The following is a 24,345-nucleotide window of genomic DNA, read 5'->3' on the forward strand; positions in this document are numbered from 1 at the left end:
TTATACTCAATAAAAATCAAAGAGCAAACTAGAAAGCTAGGCGCAGGTTGCTCAAAGCACAGCTTTGAGGTTGGAGATAAAGCTGACGTGGTTTGAAGAGATTTTTGAAGAGTATTAACGGGGCGGCAGTCCAAGGGCAATACGTCCGTAGCGACTGATTCGTGTGATCTTCCAGGCAGGCGACCAGGTAACTTCAACCTTGACATCTTCGATACCCTCGATTTGTTTCAGACCGGCCACGATTTCAATAGGCAGGCTTTCGGCGCAATCACAGGCAGTGTCGGTAAAGGTCATGACAATCTTACAGAGACCTGTTTCATCCAGATTGATTTCATAAATCAAGCCTAGATTGTAAACATCCAATTCCACATCTGTATCAAAAACCTTCTCTAGTTTTTCGATAATTTGGTCTTGTAAGGCCAAAGCGCGGTCATTGATTTTGATATCGTCTCTCATAACAGTCCCTCCACGTGATAAATATCCTCTATTTTCTCATAATTCTGACAATTTGGCAAGTTTTTGATGAATTTTCTGAAAAGACTCTCTTGAGATTTTCTACTCTCGCTGTTTTAATCCCTCTATTTATGGTAAAATAAGACTATTAAGTTTAAAGAGGATTCCCTATGAAATTACAAAAACCTAAAGGAACGCAGGATATTTTACCTGCTGAGTCTGCCAAGTGGCAGTACGTTGAGGGCTTTGCCCGTGAGATTTTCAAGCGCTATAACTATGCGGAGGTGCGTACGCCTATTTTTGAGCATTACGAGGTCATCAGCCGCTCTGTCGGAGATACAACGGATATCGTTACCAAGGAAATGTACGATTTTTATGACAAGGGTGATCGTCATATCACCCTCCGTCCAGAAGGAACTGCGCCCGTTGTCCGCTCTTATGTGGAAAATAAACTCTTCGCCCCAGAAGTGCAAAAGCCAAGTAAGTTCTATTACATGGGCCCTATGTTCCGTTATGAGCGTCCACAAGCAGGTCGTTTGCGTCAGTTCCACCAGATTGGTGTCGAGTGCTTTGGCTCTAGTAATCCAGCTACCGATGTGGAAACCATCGCTATGGCGGCTCATTTCTTGAAAGAAATCGGCATCCAAGGTGTCAAATTGCATCTTAATACTCTTGGAAATCCTGAGAGTCGTGTAGCCTACCGTCAAGCCTTGATCGACTATTTGACACCGCTTAAGGAGACCTTGTCGAAGGATAGCCAACGTCGTTTGGAGGAAAATCCTCTCCGTGTCTTGGACTCTAAGGAAAAAGAAGACAAGGTGGCAGTAGAAAATGCGCCGTCTATCTTGGACTTCCTTGATGCAGAAAGCCAAGCTCATTTTGATGCTGTGCGTCAGATGTTGGAAAATCTGGGTGTAGACTATATCATCGATACCAATATGGTGCGTGGTCTGGACTACTACAACCACACCATTTTCGAATTCATCACAGAGATTGAGGGTAATGACTTGACGGTCTGTGCGGGTGGTCGCTACGATGGTTTGGTTGCCTACTTTGGTGGCCCTGAAACTGCTGGATTTGGATTTGGGCTTGGTGTAGAGCGCCTGCTTCTCATCCTTGAAAAGCAAGGTGTGGCCCTCCCTATCGAGAATGCCCTAGATGTCTATATCGCAGTCTTGGGAGAAGGCGCAAATGTTAAGGCCTTGGAATTGGTACAAGCCCTTCGCCAACAAGGATTCAAAGCAGAGCGTGATTACCTTAACCGTAAACTCAAAGCTCAGTTCAAGTCAGCCGATGTCTTTGCGGCTAAGACTCTCATCACGCTAGGGGAGAGCGAAGTCGAAAGCGGACAAGTGACGGTTAAGAACAACCAAACACGAGAAGAAGTTCAAGTGTCACTTGATGCTATCAATCAAAATTTCTCAGAAATCTTTGGGAAATTAGGCTTTTAATAGTAGAAAAACTGGTCAGGATCTTATTCCTGACCCTCTTTTTCCTAGGATCAACATTGCTCTTGCTTGCTCAAAAATATCTTTATAAAACCATTACTACCGTTTCTATTTTTGCAAGAGGAATTCACTGATTAGCCCTTTTAGTTGCGACTGTATTCCACATTTTTATCAAAATGATGCGAATAACAATGCTAAGTCTTCATTTCAAATAGGAGTCTTTTATGAAACTACTTAAAAATCTTGGCTGGTTTCTTCTAGCTGTTTTATCCTTTTTCTTTGGCTATGGTCTGGTTCAGAGTATGGCTTTATCAGCGCTTGACCTAGGGGCTTCAATCTTTGGAGTCTTGCCACTTTATGTCGCCCTGTCAGGGGCCTATGTTTATGGAGTTTACAGATGGTATCAGACAGAAAAGGTTAGCATCCAGACAACAGCTTTTAATCGTTATATCTGGTTGCCTACTCTGGTTTTGCTAGTGGCGATTACAGCCCAGTTCTTTTTGCCAGAAGATCCGTCAGTCAATCAACAAATTGTATCACAACTGACAGTTGCTCAGCCTGTCTTTGGTTTCTTTATGGTAGTGGTCTTTGCTCCTCTGACGGAAGAACTCATCTTTAGAGGGATGCTGGCGCGTTATCTCTTTCCTAAGCAAAACAACAGTAAACAGACAGCTCTGTTTCTCCTCGTATCAAGTGTGCTTTTTGCCTTGATTCATTTTCCAGGGACTTTGCAACAGTTTTTAGTTTATGCTAGTCTGGGATTGAGTTTGGGTCTGGCTTATGTGAGCCGAAAAGGGCTTCTTTACAGCATTTCTCTCCACGCTTTGAATAATTTAATCGGCTTTTTGATGATACTCATGCTATAATAGAGTCAGGAGGTCACATGAAACGAGTAATTTTATTAGCAGTGATACAGGCGGTCGTTCTCTTCTTTATCATCGGGGCACTTGCCTATGCCTTTAAAGGCGATTTCTTTTACAACTATCTAGCAGTTGTCTTTGCGCCTATTGCAGGTGTCTTGCGTTTTGCTTCGGCTTATGCGACGGAGATTGTTCTACCTAAAAAGGCAGCTGAGATTGCTGAAAAGCGTAAAAAAGGTTAAGAATCATAATCAGAGAATTCGATGACGTTTTCATCGGATTTTTTGTCTGTTCGTTTTGATTCCTAAAGACAATCAAACTTTTCTGCTGATTTTCATGAAGAGCCTGCGCTTTTATGGTAAAATAGTAACAGAATAAAAGAGGAGAGAAACAATGAAACGTAGTATGTATGCTGGTCGTGTTCGTGAGGGACACATCGGACAAGAAATGACCTTGAAAGGATGGGTTGGCCGTCGTCGTGACCTAGGTGGTTTGATCTTTATCGACCTTCGTGATCGTGAAGGGATCATGCAGTTGGTTATCAACCCTGAAAAAGTTTCTGCAGAGGTTATGGCAATAGCTGAAAGCCTTCGCAGTGAGTTTGTCATTGAGGTGACTGGTCAGGTTGCTGCGCGTGAGCAAGCTAATGATAAGTTACCAACGGGTGCAGTTGAGTTGAACGTGACAGCTCTTACAGTGCTGAATACAGCTAAAACAACGCCATTTGAGATTAAGGATGGGATTGAGGCCAATGACGATACACGTTTGCGTTACCGTTACCTTGACCTTCGTCGTCCAGAAATGCTAGAAAACCTTAAGCTTCGTGCTAAGGTGACCCACTCAATCCGTAACTACTTGGATGAGTTGGAGTTTATCGATGTGGAGACGCCATTCCTTTCTAAATCAACGCCAGAAGGGGCGCGTGACTATTTGGTGCCATCTCGTGTCAATAAAGGGCATTTTTACGCCCTTCCTCAAAGTCCACAAATCACGAAACAGCTCTTGATGAATGCTGGGTTTGACCGTTACTACCAAATCGTTAAATGTTTCCGTGATGAGGACTTGCGTGGTGACCGCCAGCCTGAGTTCACTCAGGTCGACTTGGAAACATCCTTCCTTACGGAGCAGGAGATCCAAGATATTACAGAAGGATTGATTGCGCGTGTGATGAAAGAAACCAAAGGCATCGACGTGACGCTTCCATTTCCTCGTATGAAGTATGATGACGCGATGGCTCTTTACGGTTCTGACAAACCTGATACTCGTTTTGATATGTTGCTTCAGGACTTGACAGAAGTGGTCAAGGGTGTTGATTTTAAAGTCTTCTCAGAAGCACCTGCTGTTAAAGCCATTGTGGTCAAAGGAGCTGCGGATAACTACTCACGTAAAGACATTGACAAGATGACTGAAGTAGCCAAACAGTACGGAGCCAAGGGTCTTGCTTGGGTCAAGGTTGTTGATGGAGAATTAAATGGACCAGTTGCCAAGTTCTTGACTGGTATCCAAGCAGAATTGACTGCAGCACTTGGTCTTGAAGATAAGGACTTGGTTCTCTTTGTGGCAGATACGCTTGAGGTAGCCAATGCAACACTTGGTGCCCTTCGTGGACGTATTGCCAAAGAGCTTGGCTTGATTGATAACGATAAATTCAATTTCCTTTGGGTAGTTGATTGGCCAATGTTTGAATGGTCTGAAGAAGAAGGTCGCTACATGAGCGCCCACCATCCATTTACTCTTCCACAGGAAGAAACAGCTCACGAATTAGAAGGTGATTTGGCTAAGGTTCGTGCCATTGCTTACGATATCGTCTTGAACGGTTATGAGCTTGGTGGTGGTAGTCTCCGTATCAACCAAAAAGACCTTCAAGAACGCATGTTTAAGGCTCTTGGTTTCTCATCTGAAGAAGCCAATGACCAGTTTGGGTTCCTTCTTGAAGCCATGGACTATGGTTTCCCACCACACGGTGGTTTGGCTATCGGGCTTGACCGTTTTGTGATGCTCTTAGCAGGAGAAGAGAATATCCGTGAAGTCATTGCCTTTCCTAAGAACAATAAGGCAACCGACCCAATGACACAAGCTCCATCAACAGTCGCTCTCAAACAACTAGAGGAACTCAGCTTACAAGTAGAAGAAGATGAAACAAGCAAAACGAATTAAGCGGTGGCGCTATTATCTGCGCCGCTTTGCTTATCAGATAAAAATCTTACGAGTTTTACAAAGTATCTCTCGGGAAAAATACGATGAGAAAGTATCGGCTTCTCTGGTTTATGGCTTTCTGTCAGCAGTAGCAGTCAATTTCTTTTTTCAACCAGGACACGTTTACTCTAGTGGTGCGACAGGTCTGGCACAGATTATCTCTGCTTTGAGTAATCACTGGTTTGGGTTTTACATTCCGATATCGCTAACCTTTTATGCTATCAATTTTCCGTTGATGATTTTGGCTTGGTATCAGATTGGGCATAAGTTTACAATCTTTACCTTTATCACAGTATCCATGAGTTCCCTCTTTATCCAGATTGTACCAGTTGTGACATTGACAGAGGATCCCATTATCAATGCCCTTTTTGGGGGTGTTGTCATGGGCTTGGGGATTGGTTTTGCGCTCCGTAACAATATTTCTAGCGGAGGTACAGATATCGTCAGTCTCACCATTCGAAAGAAAACGGGTAAGAATGTCGGTAGTATTTCTTTCTTAGTGAATGGGACGATTATGCTGATAGCAGGATTGACCTTTGGTTGGAAATACGCTCTCTACTCCATGATTACCATCTTTGTCTCCAGTCGTGTGACAGATGCGGTCTTTACAAAGCAAAAACGTATGCAGGCCATGATTGTGACCAATAATCCTGACAAGGTAATCGCAAAAATCCATAAAAAATTGCACCGCGGAGCAACCATGATCCACGATGCAGAAGGAACCTATAATCATGAGAGAAAAGCAGTCTTGATCACGGTTATCACACGAGCAGAGTTTAATGATTTTAAACACATCATGAAACAGGTCGATCCGACAGCCTTTGTCTCTGTATCTGAAAATGTCCACATTCTCGGGCGATTCGTAGAAACAGACAATTAATAATACTCAAAAGACCAGCCTTGGGGCTGGTCTTTATTTTTCGATAATTTTGTGTCCAATCAACTGGCGGTAACAAATCTGTTTATTGTTTTTAGCATCGTTGATGATCTGGAGAATGGTTTCAAAGGAAACGCGCCCAAGTTCCAGACTATTGATATCGACATAAGCTACGAGGTCAAGTCGAGGATTGACAGAGTCGAAACTCAAGACAGGAACATCCAGTTTGTGCTTAGCGATATAGTCACAGACTCCTTCGGCTAGGAGACTGTCGGTTGTGATGATAGCATCAATCTGCGGATCGTGATTGAATAGGAGTTCACTGAACTGATACCCTTTTTCTTCTAGAAATTCGGTCGCAAAGTAGGTTAAGTTGGTATCAATCGGAAGTTGGTGTTGTTTGAGCGCGGACTCATAGCCAGTTAGACGATCTTGCGTTACGAAGAGTCGCTTTGTACCCCCGATGAAGGCAATTCGTTTGCATCCTTTTTTGATGAAATACTCGGTCGCATCAAAGCCCGCTTGTACATTGTCATTATCAACAAGAGGGATAAAGGGTGAAGTGGATTTTCCGAGAATGAGGAAAGGGAACTGCTCATCAGCTACTAACTTGACCAGAGGATCTTCTTCTTCAGCGTAGAGGAAAATCAAACCGTCAACACGCTTGCCATAAACCATCTGAGATATCGCATTGAGACGTTCTTTCTCATCTTTCCCCGTTGCAATCTGAATAGCGTAGTGGTTTTCAGACGCGACTTGGGCAATTCCTCGAAGGACAGATGGGAAGAAAGGATTTTGGTAAAAGGCATCCGAGTCATCAGGAAGCACCAGGCCGATAACCTGAGTATAGCTACTTACCAAGCTACGAGCATTGAGGTTGGGATGGTAGTTGAGTTCCTTCATCGCCTTGCGAACTCGTTTTTTGGTTTCATCACTAATCGTTGATTTATTTTGAATGACGCGGGTAACAGTTGAAGGTGATACACCTGCTACTTTAGCCACATCTTTAATCGTCACGGGCATAAAAATCTCCTATTTATGATAATCTGGATCACGGAAATGTGTCTTGTAAAAAATAGTGACCAGATAAAGAACAAAAAGAATGTTTTGTACAGTGATAAGCGTTGTCATATTTTGGCCAAAAAGTCCCAAAATAAGCGTAATCAGAGTGGGTAATCCTAAACAGTTCAAGATAAAATGGTAGCACTCTTTAAAAGTCCTAAATGAAAAGAGGCGTGATTTTTTGGTGATATAAAGGAGAAGACTAGCTCCAAGAGAGACAATGAAGAAATTCAATCCAAAGAGGAAGCTAGCACCAAGAACGAGAAAGAGACTGATATAGACCCGATTTTGTTGGTACCAATCTTTAGAAATGGCCTGGGTTAGATCTTCCTTACTCTGGAAACTCTCCGTTTGAATCGCGTGGTAGCGAATGCGAGTTAGTTCCTTACTTTCCTTACTGATGACGAGTTCTTCCGTATCAAAATGAAGTTGCAAGTCCTTTGGCAATTCTTTGCTTTGGCTCGGGCCAATCAAAAGAGAAGGCTGCTGATTCTTCGTACCTGAGTAGTTCAGCTTTCCATCAATGATTTGTGCATTCTCTGACAAGTCCATGATCGCTTCATCTGTCAGGGGTGTGTAGACATTATCGATAAAAGTATCCAGTGGATACGTTTCCTGTGAGCTGTTTTGAATGGCAATTGGAATCATGGACAAGCTGATGAGGAAAATGCTAGTAAAGAGGAGTTGAAACCAGTTGAGTCCGAAACGTTTTGACAGGGGCTTACGAAATCCCCAAATACTTGAAAAATATGAAAATGGATATGGAAGCATAGGCATCTTTCTAAAAGTGTTTTCTATATGAGTATTATTATATAGAGAAATGTGCTTTATTTCAAGTCTAGGAGACAAATTGCTTGCTTCAAGAATAGTTTTATAGTCACAAGCTCTAATACTCAATGAAAATCAAAGAGCAAACTAGGAAGCTAGCCGTAGGCAGTACTTGAGTACGGCAAGGCGAAGCTGACGTGGTTTGAAGAGATTTTCGAAGAGTATAAAATGAAAAAGGGTGGCGGGGATATATTATCCCTTGTCGCCACCACTTGTAAGTCCTGAAACAAAGTTCTTTTGTAGGAAGAAGAAGAGAATACAGATTGGAAGCGCGATGAGGATAGCACCTGCTGAGAAGTAGGCAATCTTCAAGTTTTTCACATTGCTGACAAAGGTCTGTAGACCAACGGCAACTGTAAAGTATTCTTTCTCACGAAGCAAGAAACTAGAGAGGATATAGTCTCCGAAAGGTCCCATGAAGGCCCAGAGCGCTTGTACAGCCACCATTGGGCGAACAAGTGGGAGAACAATTTGCCAGAAGCGGCGGAAGTGCCCTGCACCATCAAGTTTTGCTGATTCATCAAGAGACATCGGTACTGTGTCGAAGTAGCCTTTCATCAACCAAGCATTCATCGGGATACCACCACCGACATAGAGGAAGATGAGGAACCAGCTATGGTTAAGGGCGTTCAACATAAGGGCCATAACGAAGAAGGCTGTCAAAGCGGCCATAGTTGGCACCATTTGGATGATCAAGAAGAAGACCAAACTTTGTTTACGAGCCAAGAAGTTATAACGGCTGTAAGCATAACCAGCAAGTACGATGATACTTGTTTGAACAGCCATTGTAATCAAGGCGATAATCAAAGTGTTGAGGTACCAAGTGCCGTACAAGGTTTCGGTGAAGAGCCCTTGGAAGTTGGCAAAGCTAAAGTCGACGTTAGCATCTAGTTTAAAAGCTACGACGTTACCAGTCTTGAAGGCTGACATAATAGTAATCAAAAGTGGATAGATAATCACGATTGAAAGACCAATCAAGTAGAGGTAAGTGAGGGTTTGAGTCAGTCTACGTTTGAGTTTGATTGAGTTATTCATCTTAGACGTCCTCCATATCAAATGCGTGTAGTTTCTTGAATGCGATCATAGAGATAGAGATGACAATGATAGAGATGATCAAGGTAACAGCTGCCGCCATAGAGTATTGAGGAGATGTACCTGTTGTCAAGCGATAAATCCATGAGATCAAGATATCAGTTGAACCGGCTCCACCACCAACGCTACCAGGACCTCCGCCGTTGAAGAGGTACATGATAGAGAAGTTGTTAAAGTTGAAGGTGTATTGGCTGATCAATGTTGGTGCCGCAACAGCCAAGATCATTGGGAAAGTGATGTTGCGGAATTTTTGCCAAGCATTGGCACCGTCAATATAAGCTGCTTCGTAAAGGTCGTTAGGAATAGATTGCAAGATACCCAAGGTCAAAACGTAGATGTATGGGAATCCAAGCCAACCTTGCATCATAATCAAGGCAATCTTAGTCCAAGTTGGGTCTGTTTTCCAAGGAATAAGAGCCCCATCAAGGAAAGGAAGGAATTTAGCCAAGATTGGCAATACTTGAGTGTTGATAGCACCGACACTATCGTTAAACATGTTTGAGAAAGTCAAGATAGTGATGAAGGCTGGAACAGCCCAAGGAAGAAGGAAAATAACACCAAAGATACGTTTTCCTTTAATAAATGGTTGGTTGGCAATGATTGCAGTAAAGATACCAATGACAATCTGCAAAGTAGAAGCAGATAAAGCCCAGATAATAGTCCAAGAAAGAACGGAACCAAAGGCTGAACGGAAGGTACTCAAACTCCAGATGTTAGTGAAGTTCGTCAAACCAACCCAGTCCAATAATTTGTTTGGTGGCAAGTGTTGGAAGTCATAGTTGGTAAAGGCAATCATCAAGGTTACGATAACTGGGAAGATAATCGCAAATGTCATAGCGACGTAAGATGGGATGATCAAGAGGTATGGGAATCCATTCTCATAAATACCTTTGATCATATCTTTAAAAGTACGTGGGACAGGAATTCCATTGTTAATACGTTTTGCGATTGTATGTGCATCTTTAATATTTGAGAAATAAAAGAGCACATAAACGACTACAAAGATTAAATGGAAGGCACCACGAATCAGCATAAAGAGGGAATTATCACGACCTGGCTTGTCACCAAGAGTGATCAAATTGTGCAATTCAGGGGCTGCAAGTGCTAGGAAATAAAGAACAAACACGATAGTTACACCAAGGAAGATAAAACCTTTGGCCTTTTGTTTATTGTAAATCTGTCCTAACCCAGGAATCACTGAAAGCAAGGCTGCTTTGCTAGGTTGTTGGTTTTCCATGAATACTCCTTTCATAGGATACGAGATTGAAGTTTGTCTCCAATCACTAGATAGGCAACTGCAATCATTCGTAAATTTATAAAATCAAAGGGGGATTTGTATTCTCCCCCCTTGTAACGAATTCAATTATTCACCAAATTTTTGTTTGATTGTTTCTTTGATCAATGTTACAGCATCGTTAGCAGCTGTCTTAGCATCTTTTTTACCACTTACAGCATCAAAGAGCATTGTTTTAGCTGGATCCCAAACTGCTGACATTTGAGAAATGTTTGGCATTGGTTGAGCGTTCTTGAACTGTTTGATAACAGCTGTTGTCAACTCATCGTTTTTACCTTCAGCGTATGAACGAGCTTCAGTGTTAGCTGGGATTTCGTTAGTTGCATCGTAGAATGCTTTTTGTTGTTCAGTTGAAACAAGGAAGTCTACAAATTTTTGTGCAGCTTCAAGGTTCTTAGTGCTTGATGGGATGATCCAAGCTTTACCACCACCGAATGGTGTGTAGTCTTTACCATTTGGAAGAGTTGGAATAGTAGCAACACCGTAGTTTACTTTAGCATCTTTGAATGCTTGAGCTTTCCAAGGACCGTCGATGATAGCAGCTGTTTTACCTTCTTGGAATTGTGTTTGGATCAAGTTTGCAGCACCTTCAGTATCTTGCATACCTTTAGGCCATTTTTCGTACCAAGATTTAGCGTAGTTGACACCAGTGATAGAACCGTCGTTTGCAAGACCGATGTCTTTAGCGTCTTTACCGTTTTGTCCGAATACGTAACCACCGTTACCAGCAAGAAGTCCGTATGCGTAGTAGAAGTTTGTCCAGTCAGCTAGGAATGCAGTAGTTTTGCCATCTTCACCAGCGAAAGCGTATTTGCTGTCTTTAGCAAGTTCTTCTAATTCAGCAAAAGTTTTTGGAGCTTCTTTAAGCAAGTCTTTGTTGTAGTACATAACAAGTGACTCAATAACGGCAGGAGCACCGTAAACTTTACCGTCAGCAGCTGTTACAAGAGATTTAGTCTTATCATCTGTTTTAGCGCCGTCGCTCAAAGTAACTTCTGAAAGTTGTCCGTCAGTACCAAGGCTACCTACGCGGTCGTATGGTGCCATCATAACGTCAGCAGCTTGACCTGATTGGTTGTCAAGAGAAAGTTTGTCAAGTCCACCAAGTTGGTCACCTGATTTGATGTTAACTTTTGTACCTGATTCTTTTTCATAAGCTGCAGCAACTTTTTCAGCGTAGGCTTTGTATTGGTCTTCAACGTAGAAAGTGATTTCTTTTGCTTCAGATGAGCTAGTATCAGCTGCTTTATCAGCAGTTTTGCTTCCGCAAGCTACCAAAAGTAAGCTAGCAAGAGTAGCAGTTCCGAGCACAGCAGCGCTCTTCATGAATTTAGATGACATAGTGTATTCCTCCTAAAGAATAACAAAAATAATTTAATGAGAAAACGCAAACGTTTTCTTTTACGAACTTAGTATAGCACAAATAGAAAACGGTTGCAAGCTTTTTTAGCAAAAATTTTAAAAAAATTTTAAGGTTTCAAACATTTATTAAAGCCTTTATATAGGAAAGAACTTAAAATGTTTGTTTTTCTTGAATGGAAAATATATTAGGAAAACGATTGCGTAAATTCGGCTCGGTTTTTCAGAAAATAGAGCAGATATTGGGAATGAATTATCTTAAATCAGAAAATCTTTAAAATTTTTTCGCTTATTTCATAAAATATCAGTGGCAACAAGTTTTGTTTGATTAAAATAATTCAAAAAAATTTTTTAAAAACGCTTGCATTTGTTTTTGAAATGCGTTATACTTAAATTAACGCAAACGTTTGCGCCTTAATTGCGCAACGTTTTATAACAAACACATGAGGTGCTATTATGAAAAAACGTCAAAGTGGTGTGTTGATGCACATCTCTTCTCTGCCAGGAGCATACGGGATTGGATCATTTGGCCAGACTGCCTATGATTTCGTTGATTTCTTGGTTCGTACCAAGCAACGTTACTGGCAAATCCTCCCTCTTGGGACAACAAGCTATGGAGATTCTCCATACCAATCATTCTCAGCCTTTGCTGGAAATACGCATTTTATCGACCTTGATATCTTGGTAGAGCAAGGCTTGCTTGAAGCCAGTGATCTTAAAGGTTTTGACTTTGGTAGTGATGCATCTGAAGTTGACTATGCGAAGATTTATTATGCACGTCGTCCGCTTTTAGAAAAAGCAGTCAAACGCTTCTTGGAAGTGGGTGATGTCAAAGATTTTGAGAAGTTTGCTAAAGACAACCAATCATGGCTCGAACTCTTCGCAGAATATATGGCGATCAAAGAGCATTTTGACAATCTTGCTTGGACAGAATGGCCAGATGCAGATGCTCGTGCTCGTAAAGCTTCAGCACTTGAAAGCTACCGTGAGAAATTGGCAGACAAGTTGGTTTACCACCGTGTGACTCAATACTTCTTCTTCCAACAATGGTTGAAATTGAAAGCCTATGCTAACGATAACCACATCGAAATTGTTGGGGACATGCCTATCTACGTAGCGGAAGATTCAAGCGACATGTGGGCAAATCCACATCTCTTTAAGACAGATGCCAATGGTAAAGCAACTTGTATCGCAGGATGCCCACCAGATGAGTTTTCTGCCACTGGTCAGCTTTGGGGGAACCCAATCTATGACTGGGAAGCAATGGACAAAGACGGTTACAAATGGTGGATTGAACGCTTGCGTGAAAGCTTCAAAATCTACGACATTGTTCGTATCGACCACTTCCGTGGCTTTGAATCTTACTGGGAAATCCCTGCTGGTTCCGATACAGCGGCCCCTGGTAAATGGGTGAAAGGTCCAGGCTACAAACTTTTTGCAGCCGTTAAGGAAGAACTTGGTGAACTGAACATCATCGCAGAAGACCTTGGTTTCATGACAGATGAGGTTATCGAGTTGCGCGAACGTACTGGTTTCCCAGGAATGAAGATTCTTCAGTTTGCCTTCAACCCAGAAGACGAAAGTATCGATAGCCCACACTTGGCGCCTGCCAACTCTGTTATGTACACAGGAACACACGATAATAATACGGTCCTTGGTTGGTACCGTAACGAGATCGATGATGCGACACGTGAGTACATGGCTCGCTACACTAACCGTAAAGAATACGAAACAGTGCCACACGCTATGCTTCGTACAGTCTTTTCATCAGTTAGCTTCATGGCTATTGCAACCATGCAAGACTTGCTAGAACTAGATGAGTCAGCTCGTATGAACTTCCCATCTACCCTTGGTGGAAACTGGTCTTGGCGTATGACTGAAGATCAATTGACACCAGCTGTTGAAGAAACTTTGCTTGACTTGACTACAATTTATCGCCGAATTAATGAAAATTTGGTAGAATTAAAGAAATAAGACATTATCAGGAGACACATAAACATGTTACCATTAAACGAATTTGTACAAAAACGTTACAATAAAACCATTGCAGAATGTAGCAATGAAGAGCTTTACCTTGCTCTTCTTAACTACAGCAAGCTTGCTAGCAGTCAAAAACCAGTCAACACTGGTAAGAAAAAAGTTTACTACATCTCAGCTGAGTTCTTGATTGGTAAACTCTTGTCAAACAACTTGATTAACCTCGGTCTTTATGACGATGTGAAAAAGGAACTTGCAGCTGCAGGTAAAGAGTTGATCGAAATTGAAGAAGTAGAATTGGAACCATCACTTGGTAACGGTGGTTTGGGACGTTTGGCAGCCTGCTTTATCGACTCAATCGCTACACTTGGTTTGAATGGTGACGGTGTTGGTTTGAACTACCACTTCGGTCTTTTCCAACAAGTTCTTAAAAACAACCAACAAGAAACAATTCCTAACGCTTGGTTGACAGAGCAAAACTGGTTGGTTCGCTCAAGCCGTAGCTACCAAGTGCCATTTGCACACTTCACCTTGACATCTACTCTTTACGATATCGATGTACCTGGTTACAAGACAGCTACTAAAAACCGCTTGCGTTTGTTTGACTTGGACTCAGTTGATTCTTCTATCATCGAAGATGGTATCAGCTTTGACAAGACAGACATCGCTCGCAACTTGACTCTCTTCTTGTATCCAGATGACAGTGACCGCCAAGGTGAATTGCTCCGTATCTTCCAACAATACTTCATGGTTTCAAACGGTGCGCAATTGATCATTGATGAAGCAATCGAAAAAGGAAGCAACTTGCATGACCTTGCGGACTACGCAGTTGTACAAATCAACGATACTCACCCATCAATGGTGATCCCTGAATTGATCCGTCTTTTGACTGCACGCGGTATCGAACTTGACGAAGCGATCTCAATTGTTCGTAGCATGACTGCCTACACTAACCACACCATTCTTGCTGAAGCCCTTGAAAAATGGCCTCTTGAATTCTTGGAAGAAGTGGTTCCTCATTTGGTACCAATCATCGAAGAATTGGACCGTCGTGTGAAGGCAGAATATAAAGACCCAGCTGTTCAAATCATCGATGAGAGTGGACGTGTCCACATGGCTCACATGGATATCCACTACGGATACAGCGTTAACGGGGTTGCGGCTCTTCACACTGAGATCTTGAAGAACTCAGAGTTGAAAGCTTTCTACGACATCTACCCAGAAAAATTCAACAACAAAACAAACGGTATCACATTCCGTCGTTGGCTCATGCATGCTAACCCAAGCTTGTCTCACTACTTGGATGAGATTCTTGGACATGGTTGGCACCATGAAGCAGATGAGCTTGAAAAACTCTTGTCATACGAAGACAAGGCTGCTGTTAAAGAAAAATTGGAAAGCATCAAGGCTCACAACAAACGTAAATTGGCTCGTCACTTGAAAGAACACCAAGGTGTGGAAATCAATACAAACTCTATCTTTGATATCCAGATCAAACGTCTTCACGAGTACAAACGCCAACAAATGAACGCTTTGTATGTGATCCACAAATACCTTGATATCAAGGCTGGTAACATCCCTGCTCGTCCAATCACAGTCTTCTTTGGTGGTAAAGCGGCTCCTGCCTACACAATTGCCCAAGACATCATTCACTTGATCCTTTGCTTGTCAGAAGTGATTGCTAACGACCCAGCAGTAGCTCCATACTTGCAAGTGGTTATGGTTGAAAACTACAACGTTACTGCAGCAAGCTTCCTTATCCCAGCATGTGACATCTCAGAACAAATCTCACTTGCTTCTAAAGAAGCTTCAGGTACTGGTAACATGAAATTCATGTTGAACGGAGCTTTGACTCTTGGTACTATGGACGGAGCTAACGTGGAAATCGCTGAATTGGTTGGCGACGAAAACATCTACATCTTCGGTGAAGATTCAGAAACTGTTATCGACCTTTACGCAAAAGCAGCTTACAAGTCAAGCGAATTCTATGCTCGTGAAGCTATCAAACCATTGGTTGACTTCATCGTCAGCGACGCTGTTCTTGCAGTAGGTAAGAAAGAACGCTTGGAACGTCTTTACAACGAATTGATCAACAAAGACTGGTTCATGACTCTCCTAGACTTGGAAGACTACATCAAGGTGAAAGAGCAAATGCTTGCTGACTACGAAAACCGTGACGCATGGTTGGATAAAGTCATCGTCAATATTGCCAAAGCAGGATTCTTCTCATCTGACCGTACAATTGCTCAGTACAACGAAGATATCTGGCACTTGAACTAAGATTCTTTTACAAAAACAATGAAAGATGAGAATGTCTTTCATTGTTTTTTACTAGGTTATAAGTTTAATAGAAAATCGACAAATATTTTCATTCATGACTTTTGTAGTATCTCTTAATCATGAAGATATTTGGTTGTTAGCCTACTGTAGGGCAAGTAGATAAATGTTTGGCTCCCATATTACAACTTACAGACTTTAAACAATAGCTAAAAACACTAAAATATAATATAATTTAGTTTTAGGAGGGATGATATGGTAGAGAAAAAATATCGTTTAAACCGTGAGGGAGATCATTTTAAAGTTACAGAACAAGCGACTGCAGTAGGAGAAGAATATTCAACTAAAAAGAAAAACTATTCATTTATCTTTTCTAGTATAAAGGCAATTTTTGGCTTCCTATTTTCAGCAGTTAGAATTCTATTTTCAATTATTAAAATTGCACTGCTGTTTTTAATTGCAACACCGGTCTTGTTTATGTCCGTATTATTTAATTGGATTAAATTGTCAATTTTGTTTGCAATTTTTTGGTTTATTGTATATGATGTATATGATACATTTATTTTAAATCATACAGCACTTGGTATCCAGCCATTTAATGGTACTATTGTTTTAATTATTATGGGGCTAGGTTTAATAGCATCACTTATAGTAACATTTGCTGAAATGAAAGAATAGCTAGCTACAGTAGACTTGTAAATAAAATACTAAAGGGATTCGGTAGCTATTTACTGAATTAATCTAAGTAGAGTCATCAAGAGTAGAGCTGCACTTTTAAAACCCCATACCTCAAAAGAGGTATGGGGTTTATATCTTATTAAATGCAGGCTTACACTGCTTTCCCAACTAAAATCTCTGCTTCGATGGTAATCTCAGTCAACTGGCTCCAGTCAATCATGGTATGGTCAACGTGAAAGAGTAAGGGTGTCATGGCAAGCAGAGCTTGGCGTTGCTCTGCTGTGATATGCTTTGTTAGGGAAGCTATTTGGCTAGATTGGATGCTGAAGTGTTCCTGGAAATGTTCTTTGATATCTTGATTAGAATAGTCCTTCTTTGTCAGCTGGTCCTGCACCATTTGACGGATTTCTTTGAGGTGATTTTCAGTTGGGATGACCTTGATTAAAATACCGTCTTTGGATAAAACGCGGCGAAATTCACCATAGTTGGCAGGGGAAAAGATATCAAGCAGGATATCCATGCTAGCGTCTTTTATAGGAAGAAGAGCCAGGTCACCAACAAACCAGTTGACCGCCCAGTTGGGTTCGCTCTTGGCAGCGATTTGAACGGAATCTTTGGAAATATCAAAGGCGTAGAAAGTTTTGTCAGGATGACTTTCTTGGAGTTTGCGAGAGTAGAAGCCTTCGCCACAACCGATATCCAAGATAGTTTTGGCAGTTTCTAGTCTTGCAAGCAGGTCTGAGATGGTTTCTAAGATAGTTTGATAAAAGCCAGCTTCTAGGATTTCTTGGCGGTTTTGAAAGTTCTCCTTGTCATAGTTGGCAGATTGCTTGATTTGAGGAGCTAGATTGACATAGCCGAATTTTGCTAAGTCAAAAGAATGGCGATTGCTACACTTGAGACTAGTTTCGACCAAGGTCAGTTTTTCTTGGCAGATAGGGCAGGCAAAGGAGTTAGCAGTAGCAAAGCGCTGGAGTTTGGGTTTGAGGTTTGTATTCATAGTTTTAGTCTAGCAAAAAAAGGACTGGATGGCAAATGCCTCCAGTCTGCTTTTTTAGTATGTAAGAACGAAGTATTTTTTCTTCCCGCGCCGGATAACAGTTAGTTCGTTTTCTAACTTATCTGCGTCACTCAAGACATAGTCAAGGTCTTGGATACGGTCGCCGTTGACGTAAATAGCTCCGTTTTGGACATCTTCACGGGCTTGGCGTTTTGAATTCACCACACCAGATGACACGAGGAGTTCCACGATATTGTGGTTTTCGTCTGCTTGTACTTGGTAGTTTGGCACTCCACGAAGTCCTTGTTTGAGTTCTTTAACAGAAAGATTTTTGATGTTTCCGGCAAAGAGTTGCTCTGTAATATTGAGGGCTTCTTTGTAGGCTTCTTCGCCGTGGACAAGTGTCACGACTTCACGAGCGAGGACTTTCTGAGCCAAGCGTTCGTGTGGAGCCGCTTCAAACTGTTTGCGGATCTCTTCAATCTCATCAAGTGACAAGAAGGTAAAGATCTTCAAGAAGCGAACAGCGTCAGCATCCATGACGTTCATCCAGAATTGATACATTTCGTATGGAGAAGTCTTTTCAGGATTGAGCCAGACTGCGTTTCCTTCTGATTTACCAAATTTCTTACCAGTTGCGTCTGTGATGAGTGGAACAGTGATAACGTGACCAGTCTTGTCAGCCTTACGACGAAGCAATTCGGTACCAGCAGTCATATTACCCCATTGGTCAGAACCACCGATTTGAAGGGTTACATTGTGCTCTTGGTTAAGGACAAAGAAGTCATAACCTTGCATGATTTGGTAGGCAAACTCAGTGTAAGAAATCCCTGTCTCGATCCGTTTTTTCACAGACTCCTTGCTCATCATGTAGTTGACAGTGAAGTATTTTCCGACATCACGGAGGAAGTCAATGAAGCTGATGCTGCCAAACCAGTCGTAGTTGTTGACCATGACAGCCTTGTTTTCGCCATTTTCAAAGTCAAGAAAGCGAGAAAGTTGTCCTTGGATAGACTTGACCCAGCCCTCTACTGTGTCTTTTGTTTGGAGACTACGTTCAGCATCTTTGAAGGACGGATCTCCGATGAGACCTGTAGCACCGCCAACGAGCGCATAAGGTTTGTGACCTGCTAGTTGCAAACGACGACTGGTCAAGATTGCGACAAGGTGGCCTAGGTGAAGACTGTCAGCAGTTGGATCGTAGCCAGTATAATAAGAAACTTGACCTTCTTCTAGGGCTTTACGCAAAGCTTCTTCATCAGTCGTTTGAAAAATCAAACCACGCTCTTTTAGCTCATCAAAAATGTGCATGTGTCTTTTCTCCTTTATAAAATATTGTTTCTACCTATTGTATCACAAACTTGATTAATAGCCTAGTGGAATAGGGAAGAAAGTGGCTATTTTATTGAAAGTTTCCCTTTTATGGTATAATAGAGAAAGCGAGGACATTCATGAAAGAAAGAATTAATGAATTAAAAACAAAAATGCTGCATTTTTTCCAGCAGCTGATGCAACGAATTGCAAAATGGAAGAAAAGACTAGCAGAAAAAATAGCTAATAAGAAAACCAGTAAAAAGGGGACCTCTTCTGACAAAGTTAGAAAGGCAGGGTCTATTTTTGCTAAGGTTTTGAGTGGGTTTAAAATAGTTTTTAACACTCTCTTTATCTTAGGTTTTATCGGTGGACTGTTTGGCGCTGGTGTAGCTATGGGTTATGGAGTCGCTCTATTTGACAAGGCTCAGGTGCCTCAAGCAGAAGAGTTGGTCAAGCAAGTGAAGGATATTGCCTCTATCTCAGAAATCACTTATTCTGATGGCAGTACCATTGCCTCAATCGAGGGTGATTTATTGCGCACTTCAGTCGCTTCAGATGCTATCTCAGATAACCTTAAGAAAGCCATTGTTGCGACAGAGGACGAGCATTTCAATGAGCACAAGGGAGTTGTGCCTAAGGCCGTTATTCGTGCGACTTTGGGAACCTTTGTCGGTCTAGGTTCGTCTAGTGGTGGTTCGACCTTGACCCAGCAGGTCATCAAGCAACAAGTAGTGGGGGATGCTCCAACTCTAGCTCGTAAGGCTAAAGAGATTATTGATGCTCTTGCTTTAGAGCGGGCCATGGGTAAGGATGAGATTTTGACAACCTACCTTAACATAGCTCCTTTTGGTCGCAATCATAAAGGCCAAAATATTGCAGGTGCCCAGCAGGCTGCAGAAGGAATCTTTGGGGTCAATGCTTCGGATTTAACGGTCCCTCAAGCAGCCTTTATCGCAGGATTGCCACAGAGTCCAATCAGTTATTCTCCTTATGAATCTGATGGTAGTATGAAGAGTGATGAGGATATGGCTCTGGGAATCAAGCGTGCCAAGGATGTCCTCTACAACATGTACCGGACAGGGGCTCTAAGTCAGGAAGACTACGATAAGTACAAAGATTATGACTTTAAGAAAGACTTCCTACCATCAGGTAGTGTTAGTGGTACTTCACGTGACTATCTCTACTATGCAACCTTGGCAGAAGCTACTGATCGCATGTATGATTACCTCGTCCAACGAGATAATGTTTCTGCGCAAGAATTAAAGAATGAGTCCATTCAGAAATCCTATCGTGATTTAGCCACTAAGGAAATTGAAAATGGTGGATATAAGATTACGACAACTATCAATAAAAATGTTCATGCTGCGATGCAAAATGCGGTTGCGACCTACGGCTATCTGCTAGATGATTCGACAGGCCAGCCTGAGGTGGGGAATGTCCTCATGGACAACCAAACGGGAGCTATCCTTGGATTTGTTGGTGGTCGTAATTATCAAGAAAATCAGAACAATCACGCTATTGACACTAAGCGTTCTCCAGCTTCAACCACGAAACCGATATTGGCCTATGGTATCGCTATTGACCAAGGTTTGATGGGGAGTGCAAGTATTTTATCAAACTATCCTACCAACTTCTCAAATGGGAATCCCATCATGTATGTCAATAGTCCTGGTACGGGCATGATGACATTGGGAGAAGCCCTTAACTACTCATGGAATATCCCAGCCTACTGGACGTATCGTACGCTTCAAGAGAAGGGTGTTGATGTTAAGGGATATATGGAAAAAATGGGTTACGAAATCCCAGAATATGGGATTGAAAGTTTACCGATGGGTGGAGGAATAGAGGTTACAGTTGCCCAGCATACCAACGGATATCAAACTCTGGCCAACAACGGAGTTTACCATAAGAAACATATGATCGCTAAGATTGAGTCAACGGATGGTCGAGTGGTATACGAGCACAAGGATGAGCCAGTCCAGGTTTATTCAAAAGCGACAGCAACCATCATGCAAAGTCTCCTTCGGGATGTCATTTCATCTCGGATTACTTCAAGTTTCCAGACGGACTTGACGACTATCAATCCATCCCTAGCTAGTGCTGACTGGATCGGAAAAACTGGTACGACCAATGAAGATGAAAATATGTGGCTCATGCTTTCTACACCTCGCTTGACTTTGGGTGGCTGGTTAGGTCACGACGACAACCGACCACTAGCTAAAGGAGCAGGCCACTATCGTAATGCCAACTATATGGCCCACTTGGTCAATGCTATCCAACAAGCTGAACCTGGAATATGGGGGAATGAGCGCTTTAATCTGGATCCAAGTGTGACCAAGTCACAAGTTCTTCGTTCTACAGGACAAAAACCGGGTAAGGTTTCTATCAATGGGAAAGAAATAGAAGTTTCTGGATCAACAGTAACGAGCTACTGGGCGACTAAAGAAGGTGCCCCAGTGACCACCTATCGCTTTGCTATTGGAGGAAGCGATGCAGATTATCTGGACGCATGGAAGAATATTCTAGGAAGCATTCCAGCAGTGACTCCTCCAAGCTCAAGTTCAAACAGTAGCAGTAGTTCTGGAAGTTCAAGTTCGAGTGGAAATACTCAAAGTGGTTCTTCAGGACGTTCACGTTTATTTAATCGTTAAGAAAGAGTAGTAGCAAGATTAGTAATTTCTCCTTGTTGCTACTTTTTTCTTTGTTGGTTTCGTGTTACAATAATAATATGAATCATTATCAGAAAAAGATTGTTAAGGGAACAGTATACTCGCTACTCTCAGGCCTAATCTGGGGGATTTGTGGGATTTTAGGAGAGTATTTTTTCACTCATTATCCAGTGTCTTCTGGATGGATTACTTCTATGCGTTTACTAGTGGCAGGGAGTTTGGTTTTAGGTTTATCTGCTTTTCAGTTGCGTAGCCGCTTGTTGGACATCTGGCGAGATAAGAAAAATTATCTACCTTTTTTAGCCTATGCTATTCTAGGTATTTTTTCTGTGCAGTTTTTCTTCTATCTCTGCGTTGAGTATTCCAATGCGACGACGGCGACCATTTTGCAATTTATCAGCCCAGTTTTTATCCTGTTTTACAATCGAATCATTTACCAGAAGAAGGCTTCTATTACAGCTGTGTTCTATGTTTTGATTGCCATGCTAGGTGTTTTTTTGATGGCTACAAAAGGGGATTTGTCCCAGTTATCCATGACACCTTTGGCTCTAGTGACAGGTTTGCTCAGTGCAGTAGGGGTCATGTTTAATGTTATCCTTCCTCAGCGTTTTGCACGGCGCTACGGATTTGTTCCGACTGTTGGTTGGGGGATGATTCTGGCAGGTCTCTTTAGTAATTTCCTCTACCCTATTTATCGGATAAGTTTTCAAGTGGATCTGGTAAGTGTGCTGATTTGTCTGACGATTGCCGTGTTTGGTACTGCTTTTGCTTTCTTCCTATCTATGAAGGCTGTGTCACTCGTTTCCCCGCTGGTTGTATCAGTGGTGAGTGCTAGCGAACCGCTCTCTTCAGCTTTATTAAGTGTTCTTTTTCTGGGATTGGTCATGGATGGTTTTTTGGCTTTAGCTATGGTGTTGATTATCGTTCCGATGATTTTCTTATCTGTAGAAGAAGCAAAACAAGCCAGATAAAGATGATTATTTGATAGTTGAGGCTTCAAATTTGAGGCCTTTTTTGGTAGAATAGGTATCATTATAACGAACCAGGAGGCACCTATGACTGCTACAAAAATGAACGCTCAAGAAATTATCCGATTTATCGCCAATGCTGAAAAGAAAACCAGTGTCAAAGTAACCTTTGAAGGGGAACTCGCAACTGCTGTACCAAGCTCTGTTGTCAAACTAGGGAATGTTTTATTCGGAGACTGGAAGGACGTGGCTCCGCTTCTTGAAGGTTTAGTAGAAAATCAAGATTATGTTGTCGAGCAAGATGCTCGTAATTCTGCAGTTCCTTTGCTGGATAAACGTGCTATCAACGCTCGTATCGAGCCAGGTGCGATTATCCGTGACCAGGTGGAAATTGGTGACAATGCTGTTATCATGATGGGAGCTGTTATCAATATCGGTGCTGAAATCGGTGCTGGAACCATGATTGACATGGGTGCCATCCTTGGAGGTCGTGCTATCGTTGGGAAAAACAGTCACGTTGGTGCAGGTGCAGTTTTGGCGGGTGTGATTGAGCCAGCTAGCGCTGAACCAGTCCGTGTCGGAGATAATGTTCTTATCGGTGCCAATGCAGTGATTATCGAAGGAGTCCAAATCGGTAGTGGTTCAGTTGTTGCAGCAGGAGCTATTGTTACCCAAGATGTCCCAGAAAATGTGGTTGTAGCAGGTGTTCCGGCTCGTATCATCAAAGAGATTGATGCCCAAACCCAACAAAAAACAGCGCTAGAGGATGCGCTTCGTACCTTGTAATTGTAAAAGTAAAAAAGAGGCGGAACCCTTTTTCCAGCCTCTTTCTTCTATCAAAAGGAGGATCGATAGATGTTAGATTTGATTCAGACTAGACGAGATTTACACCAGATTCCAGAGATTGGCTTGGAAGAGTTCAAGACACAGGCTTATTTGCTGGATGTGATTGAAAAATTGACTACGGGCAAGAACTTTGTTCAAGTTCGTACTTGGCGGACAGGAATTTTGGTCTACCTGCAGGGAAGTCAGCCGGAGCGAACTATTGGTTGGCGAACAGACATTGATGGTCTGCCTATCGTCGAACAAACAGGACTGCCTTTCGCCTCTCAACACCAAGGTCGCATGCATGCTTGTGGCCATGATTTTCATATGACCATTGCCTTAGGCTGTCTCGAGCGCGCCCTTGAGGAGCAACCCAAGAATAATTTGCTCTTCCTATTTCAGCCTGCTGAAGAAAATGAAGCTGGTGGCATGCTCATGTATGAGGATGGTGCTTTTGGGGACTGGCTGCCAGACCAATTTTATGGCCTTCATGTTCGTCCAGATCTAAAGGTTGGACAGATTGCGACCAATACACACACTCTCTTTGCAGGGACCTGTGAGGTGAAGATTCGTTTCAAAGGAAAAGGAGGACATGCAGCTTTTCCGCATGAAGCCAATGACGCCTTGGTGGCTGCTAGTTACTTTGTGACACAGGTACAGTCAGTTGTTAGCCGCAATGTCAATCCAATCGAGGGAGCGGTGGTGACCTTTGGCCTTTTCCAAGCTGGAACAACCAACAATGTCATTACAGACACAGCATTTTTACATGGAACCATTCGCGCCTTGACTCAGGACATGAGCCTCTTGGTACAAAAAAGAGTCAAGACAGTCGCAGAAGGTGTTGCAGCAGCCTTTGATATGGAAGTCGAAGTAGAACTCAAGCAAGGAGGCTACCTACCTGTTGAGAACAATCCAGCCTTGGCGCGTGAACTGATGGACTTTTTTGAAGAGAAAGACGGAATCGAGTTGATTGATATCGAGCCTGCTATGACTGGTGAGGACTTTGGTTATCTCCTTTCGAAGGTAGATGGCGTTATGTTCTGGCTAGGTATCGATAGTCCCTACGCTCTTCATCACCCTCAGATGAGTCCTAAGGAAGAATCCATAGCCATTGGGGTAGATGCAGTCTCTAGTTTCTTAAAAAAGAAGGCAGCAGAGTAGAGGAATT

The 24,345-nt window shown here is 42.3% G+C and carries 20 protein-coding genes; 12 read left to right on the forward strand and 8 right to left on the reverse strand.

The features are described 5' to 3' along the window. Positions 1 to 114: 114 nt before the first annotated feature. Positions 115 to 456: a metal-sulfur cluster assembly factor gene (locus tag MP387_RS00510; protein ID WP_001204052.1), complete on the reverse strand. Its 342-nt coding sequence runs from the start codon at positions 454 to 456 to the stop codon at positions 115 to 117. A gap of 167 nt (positions 457 to 623) precedes the next feature. Here MP387_RS00510 and hisS point away from each other — a divergent pair, with 167 nt between their 5' ends. The 5 genes from hisS (at position 624) to MP387_RS00535 (ending at position 5,837) form a co-directional block, all read left to right on the forward strand. After that, positions 624 to 1,904 carry a histidine--tRNA ligase gene (gene hisS / locus MP387_RS00515; protein ID WP_242746823.1) on the forward strand — a complete coding sequence of 427 codons (1,281 nt, stop codon included), beginning with the start codon at positions 624 to 626 and terminating at the stop codon, positions 1,902 to 1,904. Positions 1,905 to 2,125: 221 nt separating this feature from the next. Beyond that, positions 2,126 to 2,767 (forward strand): CPBP family intramembrane glutamic endopeptidase, encoded by a 642-nt coding sequence (locus MP387_RS00520; protein WP_242746826.1) that lies wholly within the window; start codon positions 2,126 to 2,128, stop codon positions 2,765 to 2,767. A gap of 17 nt (positions 2,768 to 2,784) precedes the next feature. Beyond that, a complete protein-coding gene (locus MP387_RS00525) occupies positions 2,785 to 3,003 on the forward strand; it encodes a hypothetical protein (protein WP_000832176.1) in 219 nt (72 codons plus the stop codon). A gap of 151 nt (positions 3,004 to 3,154) precedes the next feature. Continuing rightward, positions 3,155 to 4,918, forward strand: a complete 1,764-nt coding sequence (gene aspS / locus MP387_RS00530) for an aspartate--tRNA ligase (RefSeq protein WP_242746829.1) — start codon at positions 3,155 to 3,157, stop codon at positions 4,916 to 4,918. Beyond that, the gene (locus tag MP387_RS00535) at positions 4,896 to 5,837 is read left to right on the forward strand and encodes a YitT family protein (RefSeq protein WP_000806296.1); all 942 of its coding nucleotides are present in this window, start codon (positions 4,896 to 4,898) and stop codon (positions 5,835 to 5,837) included. Before aspS ends, MP387_RS00535 begins: the two co-directional genes overlap by 23 nt. Before the next feature lie 33 nt (positions 5,838 to 5,870). Here the strand turns inward: MP387_RS00535 and MP387_RS00540 are convergent, their stop codons facing one another. The 5 genes from MP387_RS00540 to MP387_RS00560 form a co-directional block, all read right to left on the reverse strand. Continuing rightward, on the reverse strand, positions 5,871 to 6,857 hold the full coding sequence (locus MP387_RS00540) for a LacI family DNA-binding transcriptional regulator (protein WP_076984846.1): 987 nt from the start codon (positions 6,855 to 6,857) through the stop codon (positions 5,871 to 5,873). A gap of 9 nt (positions 6,858 to 6,866) precedes the next feature. Further along, positions 6,867 to 7,667, reverse strand: a complete 801-nt coding sequence (locus tag MP387_RS00545) for a DUF1189 domain-containing protein (protein ID WP_242746833.1) — start codon at positions 7,665 to 7,667, stop codon at positions 6,867 to 6,869. 249 nt (positions 7,668 to 7,916) lie between these two features. After that, a complete protein-coding gene (locus tag MP387_RS00550) occupies positions 7,917 to 8,759 on the reverse strand; it encodes a sugar ABC transporter permease (protein WP_001065654.1) in 843 nt (280 codons plus the stop codon). A gap of 1 nt (position 8,760) precedes the next feature. Then, positions 8,761 to 10,053: a carbohydrate ABC transporter permease gene (locus MP387_RS00555; RefSeq protein WP_242746836.1), complete on the reverse strand. Its 1,293-nt coding sequence runs from the start codon at positions 10,051 to 10,053 to the stop codon at positions 8,761 to 8,763. A gap of 126 nt (positions 10,054 to 10,179) precedes the next feature. Continuing rightward, entirely contained in the window at positions 10,180 to 11,451 is a 1,272-nt protein-coding gene (locus MP387_RS00560; protein ID WP_242746839.1) for an extracellular solute-binding protein, read from the reverse strand. A gap of 474 nt (positions 11,452 to 11,925) precedes the next feature. Between MP387_RS00560 and malQ the strand changes: the two genes are divergently transcribed. The 3 genes from malQ to MP387_RS00575 all read left to right on the forward strand — a co-directional run bounded on the left by malQ (position 11,926) and on the right by MP387_RS00575 (position 16,401). Then, on the forward strand, positions 11,926 to 13,443 hold the full coding sequence (malQ, locus tag MP387_RS00565; protein ID WP_242746841.1) for a 4-alpha-glucanotransferase: 1,518 nt from the start codon (positions 11,926 to 11,928) through the stop codon (positions 13,441 to 13,443). A 24-nt stretch (positions 13,444 to 13,467) separates the two neighbouring features. Continuing rightward, positions 13,468 to 15,726: a glycogen/starch/alpha-glucan family phosphorylase gene (gene glgP, locus MP387_RS00570; RefSeq protein ID WP_242746844.1), complete on the forward strand. Its 2,259-nt coding sequence runs from the start codon at positions 13,468 to 13,470 to the stop codon at positions 15,724 to 15,726. 252 nt (positions 15,727 to 15,978) lie between these two features. After that, a complete protein-coding gene (locus tag MP387_RS00575) occupies positions 15,979 to 16,401 on the forward strand; it encodes a hypothetical protein (protein WP_242746847.1) in 423 nt (140 codons plus the stop codon). A gap of 151 nt (positions 16,402 to 16,552) precedes the next feature. Here MP387_RS00575 and MP387_RS00580 read toward each other — a convergent pair whose 3' ends face one another. Together MP387_RS00580 and tyrS are read right to left on the reverse strand one after the other, a co-directional pair. Next, positions 16,553 to 17,401 (reverse strand): putative RNA methyltransferase, encoded by an 849-nt coding sequence (locus tag MP387_RS00580; RefSeq protein WP_242746849.1) that lies wholly within the window; start codon positions 17,399 to 17,401, stop codon positions 16,553 to 16,555. A 54-nt stretch (positions 17,402 to 17,455) separates the two neighbouring features. Continuing rightward, positions 17,456 to 18,712, reverse strand: a complete 1,257-nt coding sequence (gene tyrS, locus MP387_RS00585; protein WP_242746852.1) for a tyrosine--tRNA ligase — start codon at positions 18,710 to 18,712, stop codon at positions 17,456 to 17,458. Positions 18,713 to 18,852: 140 nt separating this feature from the next. Between tyrS and pbp1b the strand changes: the two genes are divergently transcribed. The 4 genes from pbp1b to MP387_RS00605 all read left to right on the forward strand — a co-directional run bounded on the left by pbp1b (position 18,853) and on the right by MP387_RS00605 (position 24,338). After that, positions 18,853 to 21,366: a penicillin-binding protein PBP1B gene (pbp1b, locus tag MP387_RS00590; RefSeq protein WP_242746855.1), complete on the forward strand. Its 2,514-nt coding sequence runs from the start codon at positions 18,853 to 18,855 to the stop codon at positions 21,364 to 21,366. Positions 21,367 to 21,443: 77 nt separating this feature from the next. Then, on the forward strand, positions 21,444 to 22,355 hold the full coding sequence (locus tag MP387_RS00595) for a DMT family transporter (protein WP_061587501.1): 912 nt from the start codon (positions 21,444 to 21,446) through the stop codon (positions 22,353 to 22,355). An 84-nt stretch (positions 22,356 to 22,439) separates the two neighbouring features. Then, positions 22,440 to 23,138 (forward strand): 2,3,4,5-tetrahydropyridine-2,6-dicarboxylate N-acetyltransferase, encoded by a 699-nt coding sequence (gene dapD / locus MP387_RS00600; RefSeq protein WP_242746858.1) that lies wholly within the window; start codon positions 22,440 to 22,442, stop codon positions 23,136 to 23,138. Between the two features lie 69 nt (positions 23,139 to 23,207). After that, the gene (locus MP387_RS00605; RefSeq protein WP_242746860.1) at positions 23,208 to 24,338 is read left to right on the forward strand and encodes an N-acetyldiaminopimelate deacetylase; all 1,131 of its coding nucleotides are present in this window, start codon (positions 23,208 to 23,210) and stop codon (positions 24,336 to 24,338) included. Positions 24,339 to 24,345 lie beyond the last annotated feature (7 nt).

The organism is Streptococcus oralis, from assembly GCF_022749195.1.
Taxonomy (GTDB): Bacteria; Bacillota; Bacilli; order Lactobacillales; family Streptococcaceae; genus Streptococcus; species Streptococcus oralis_CI.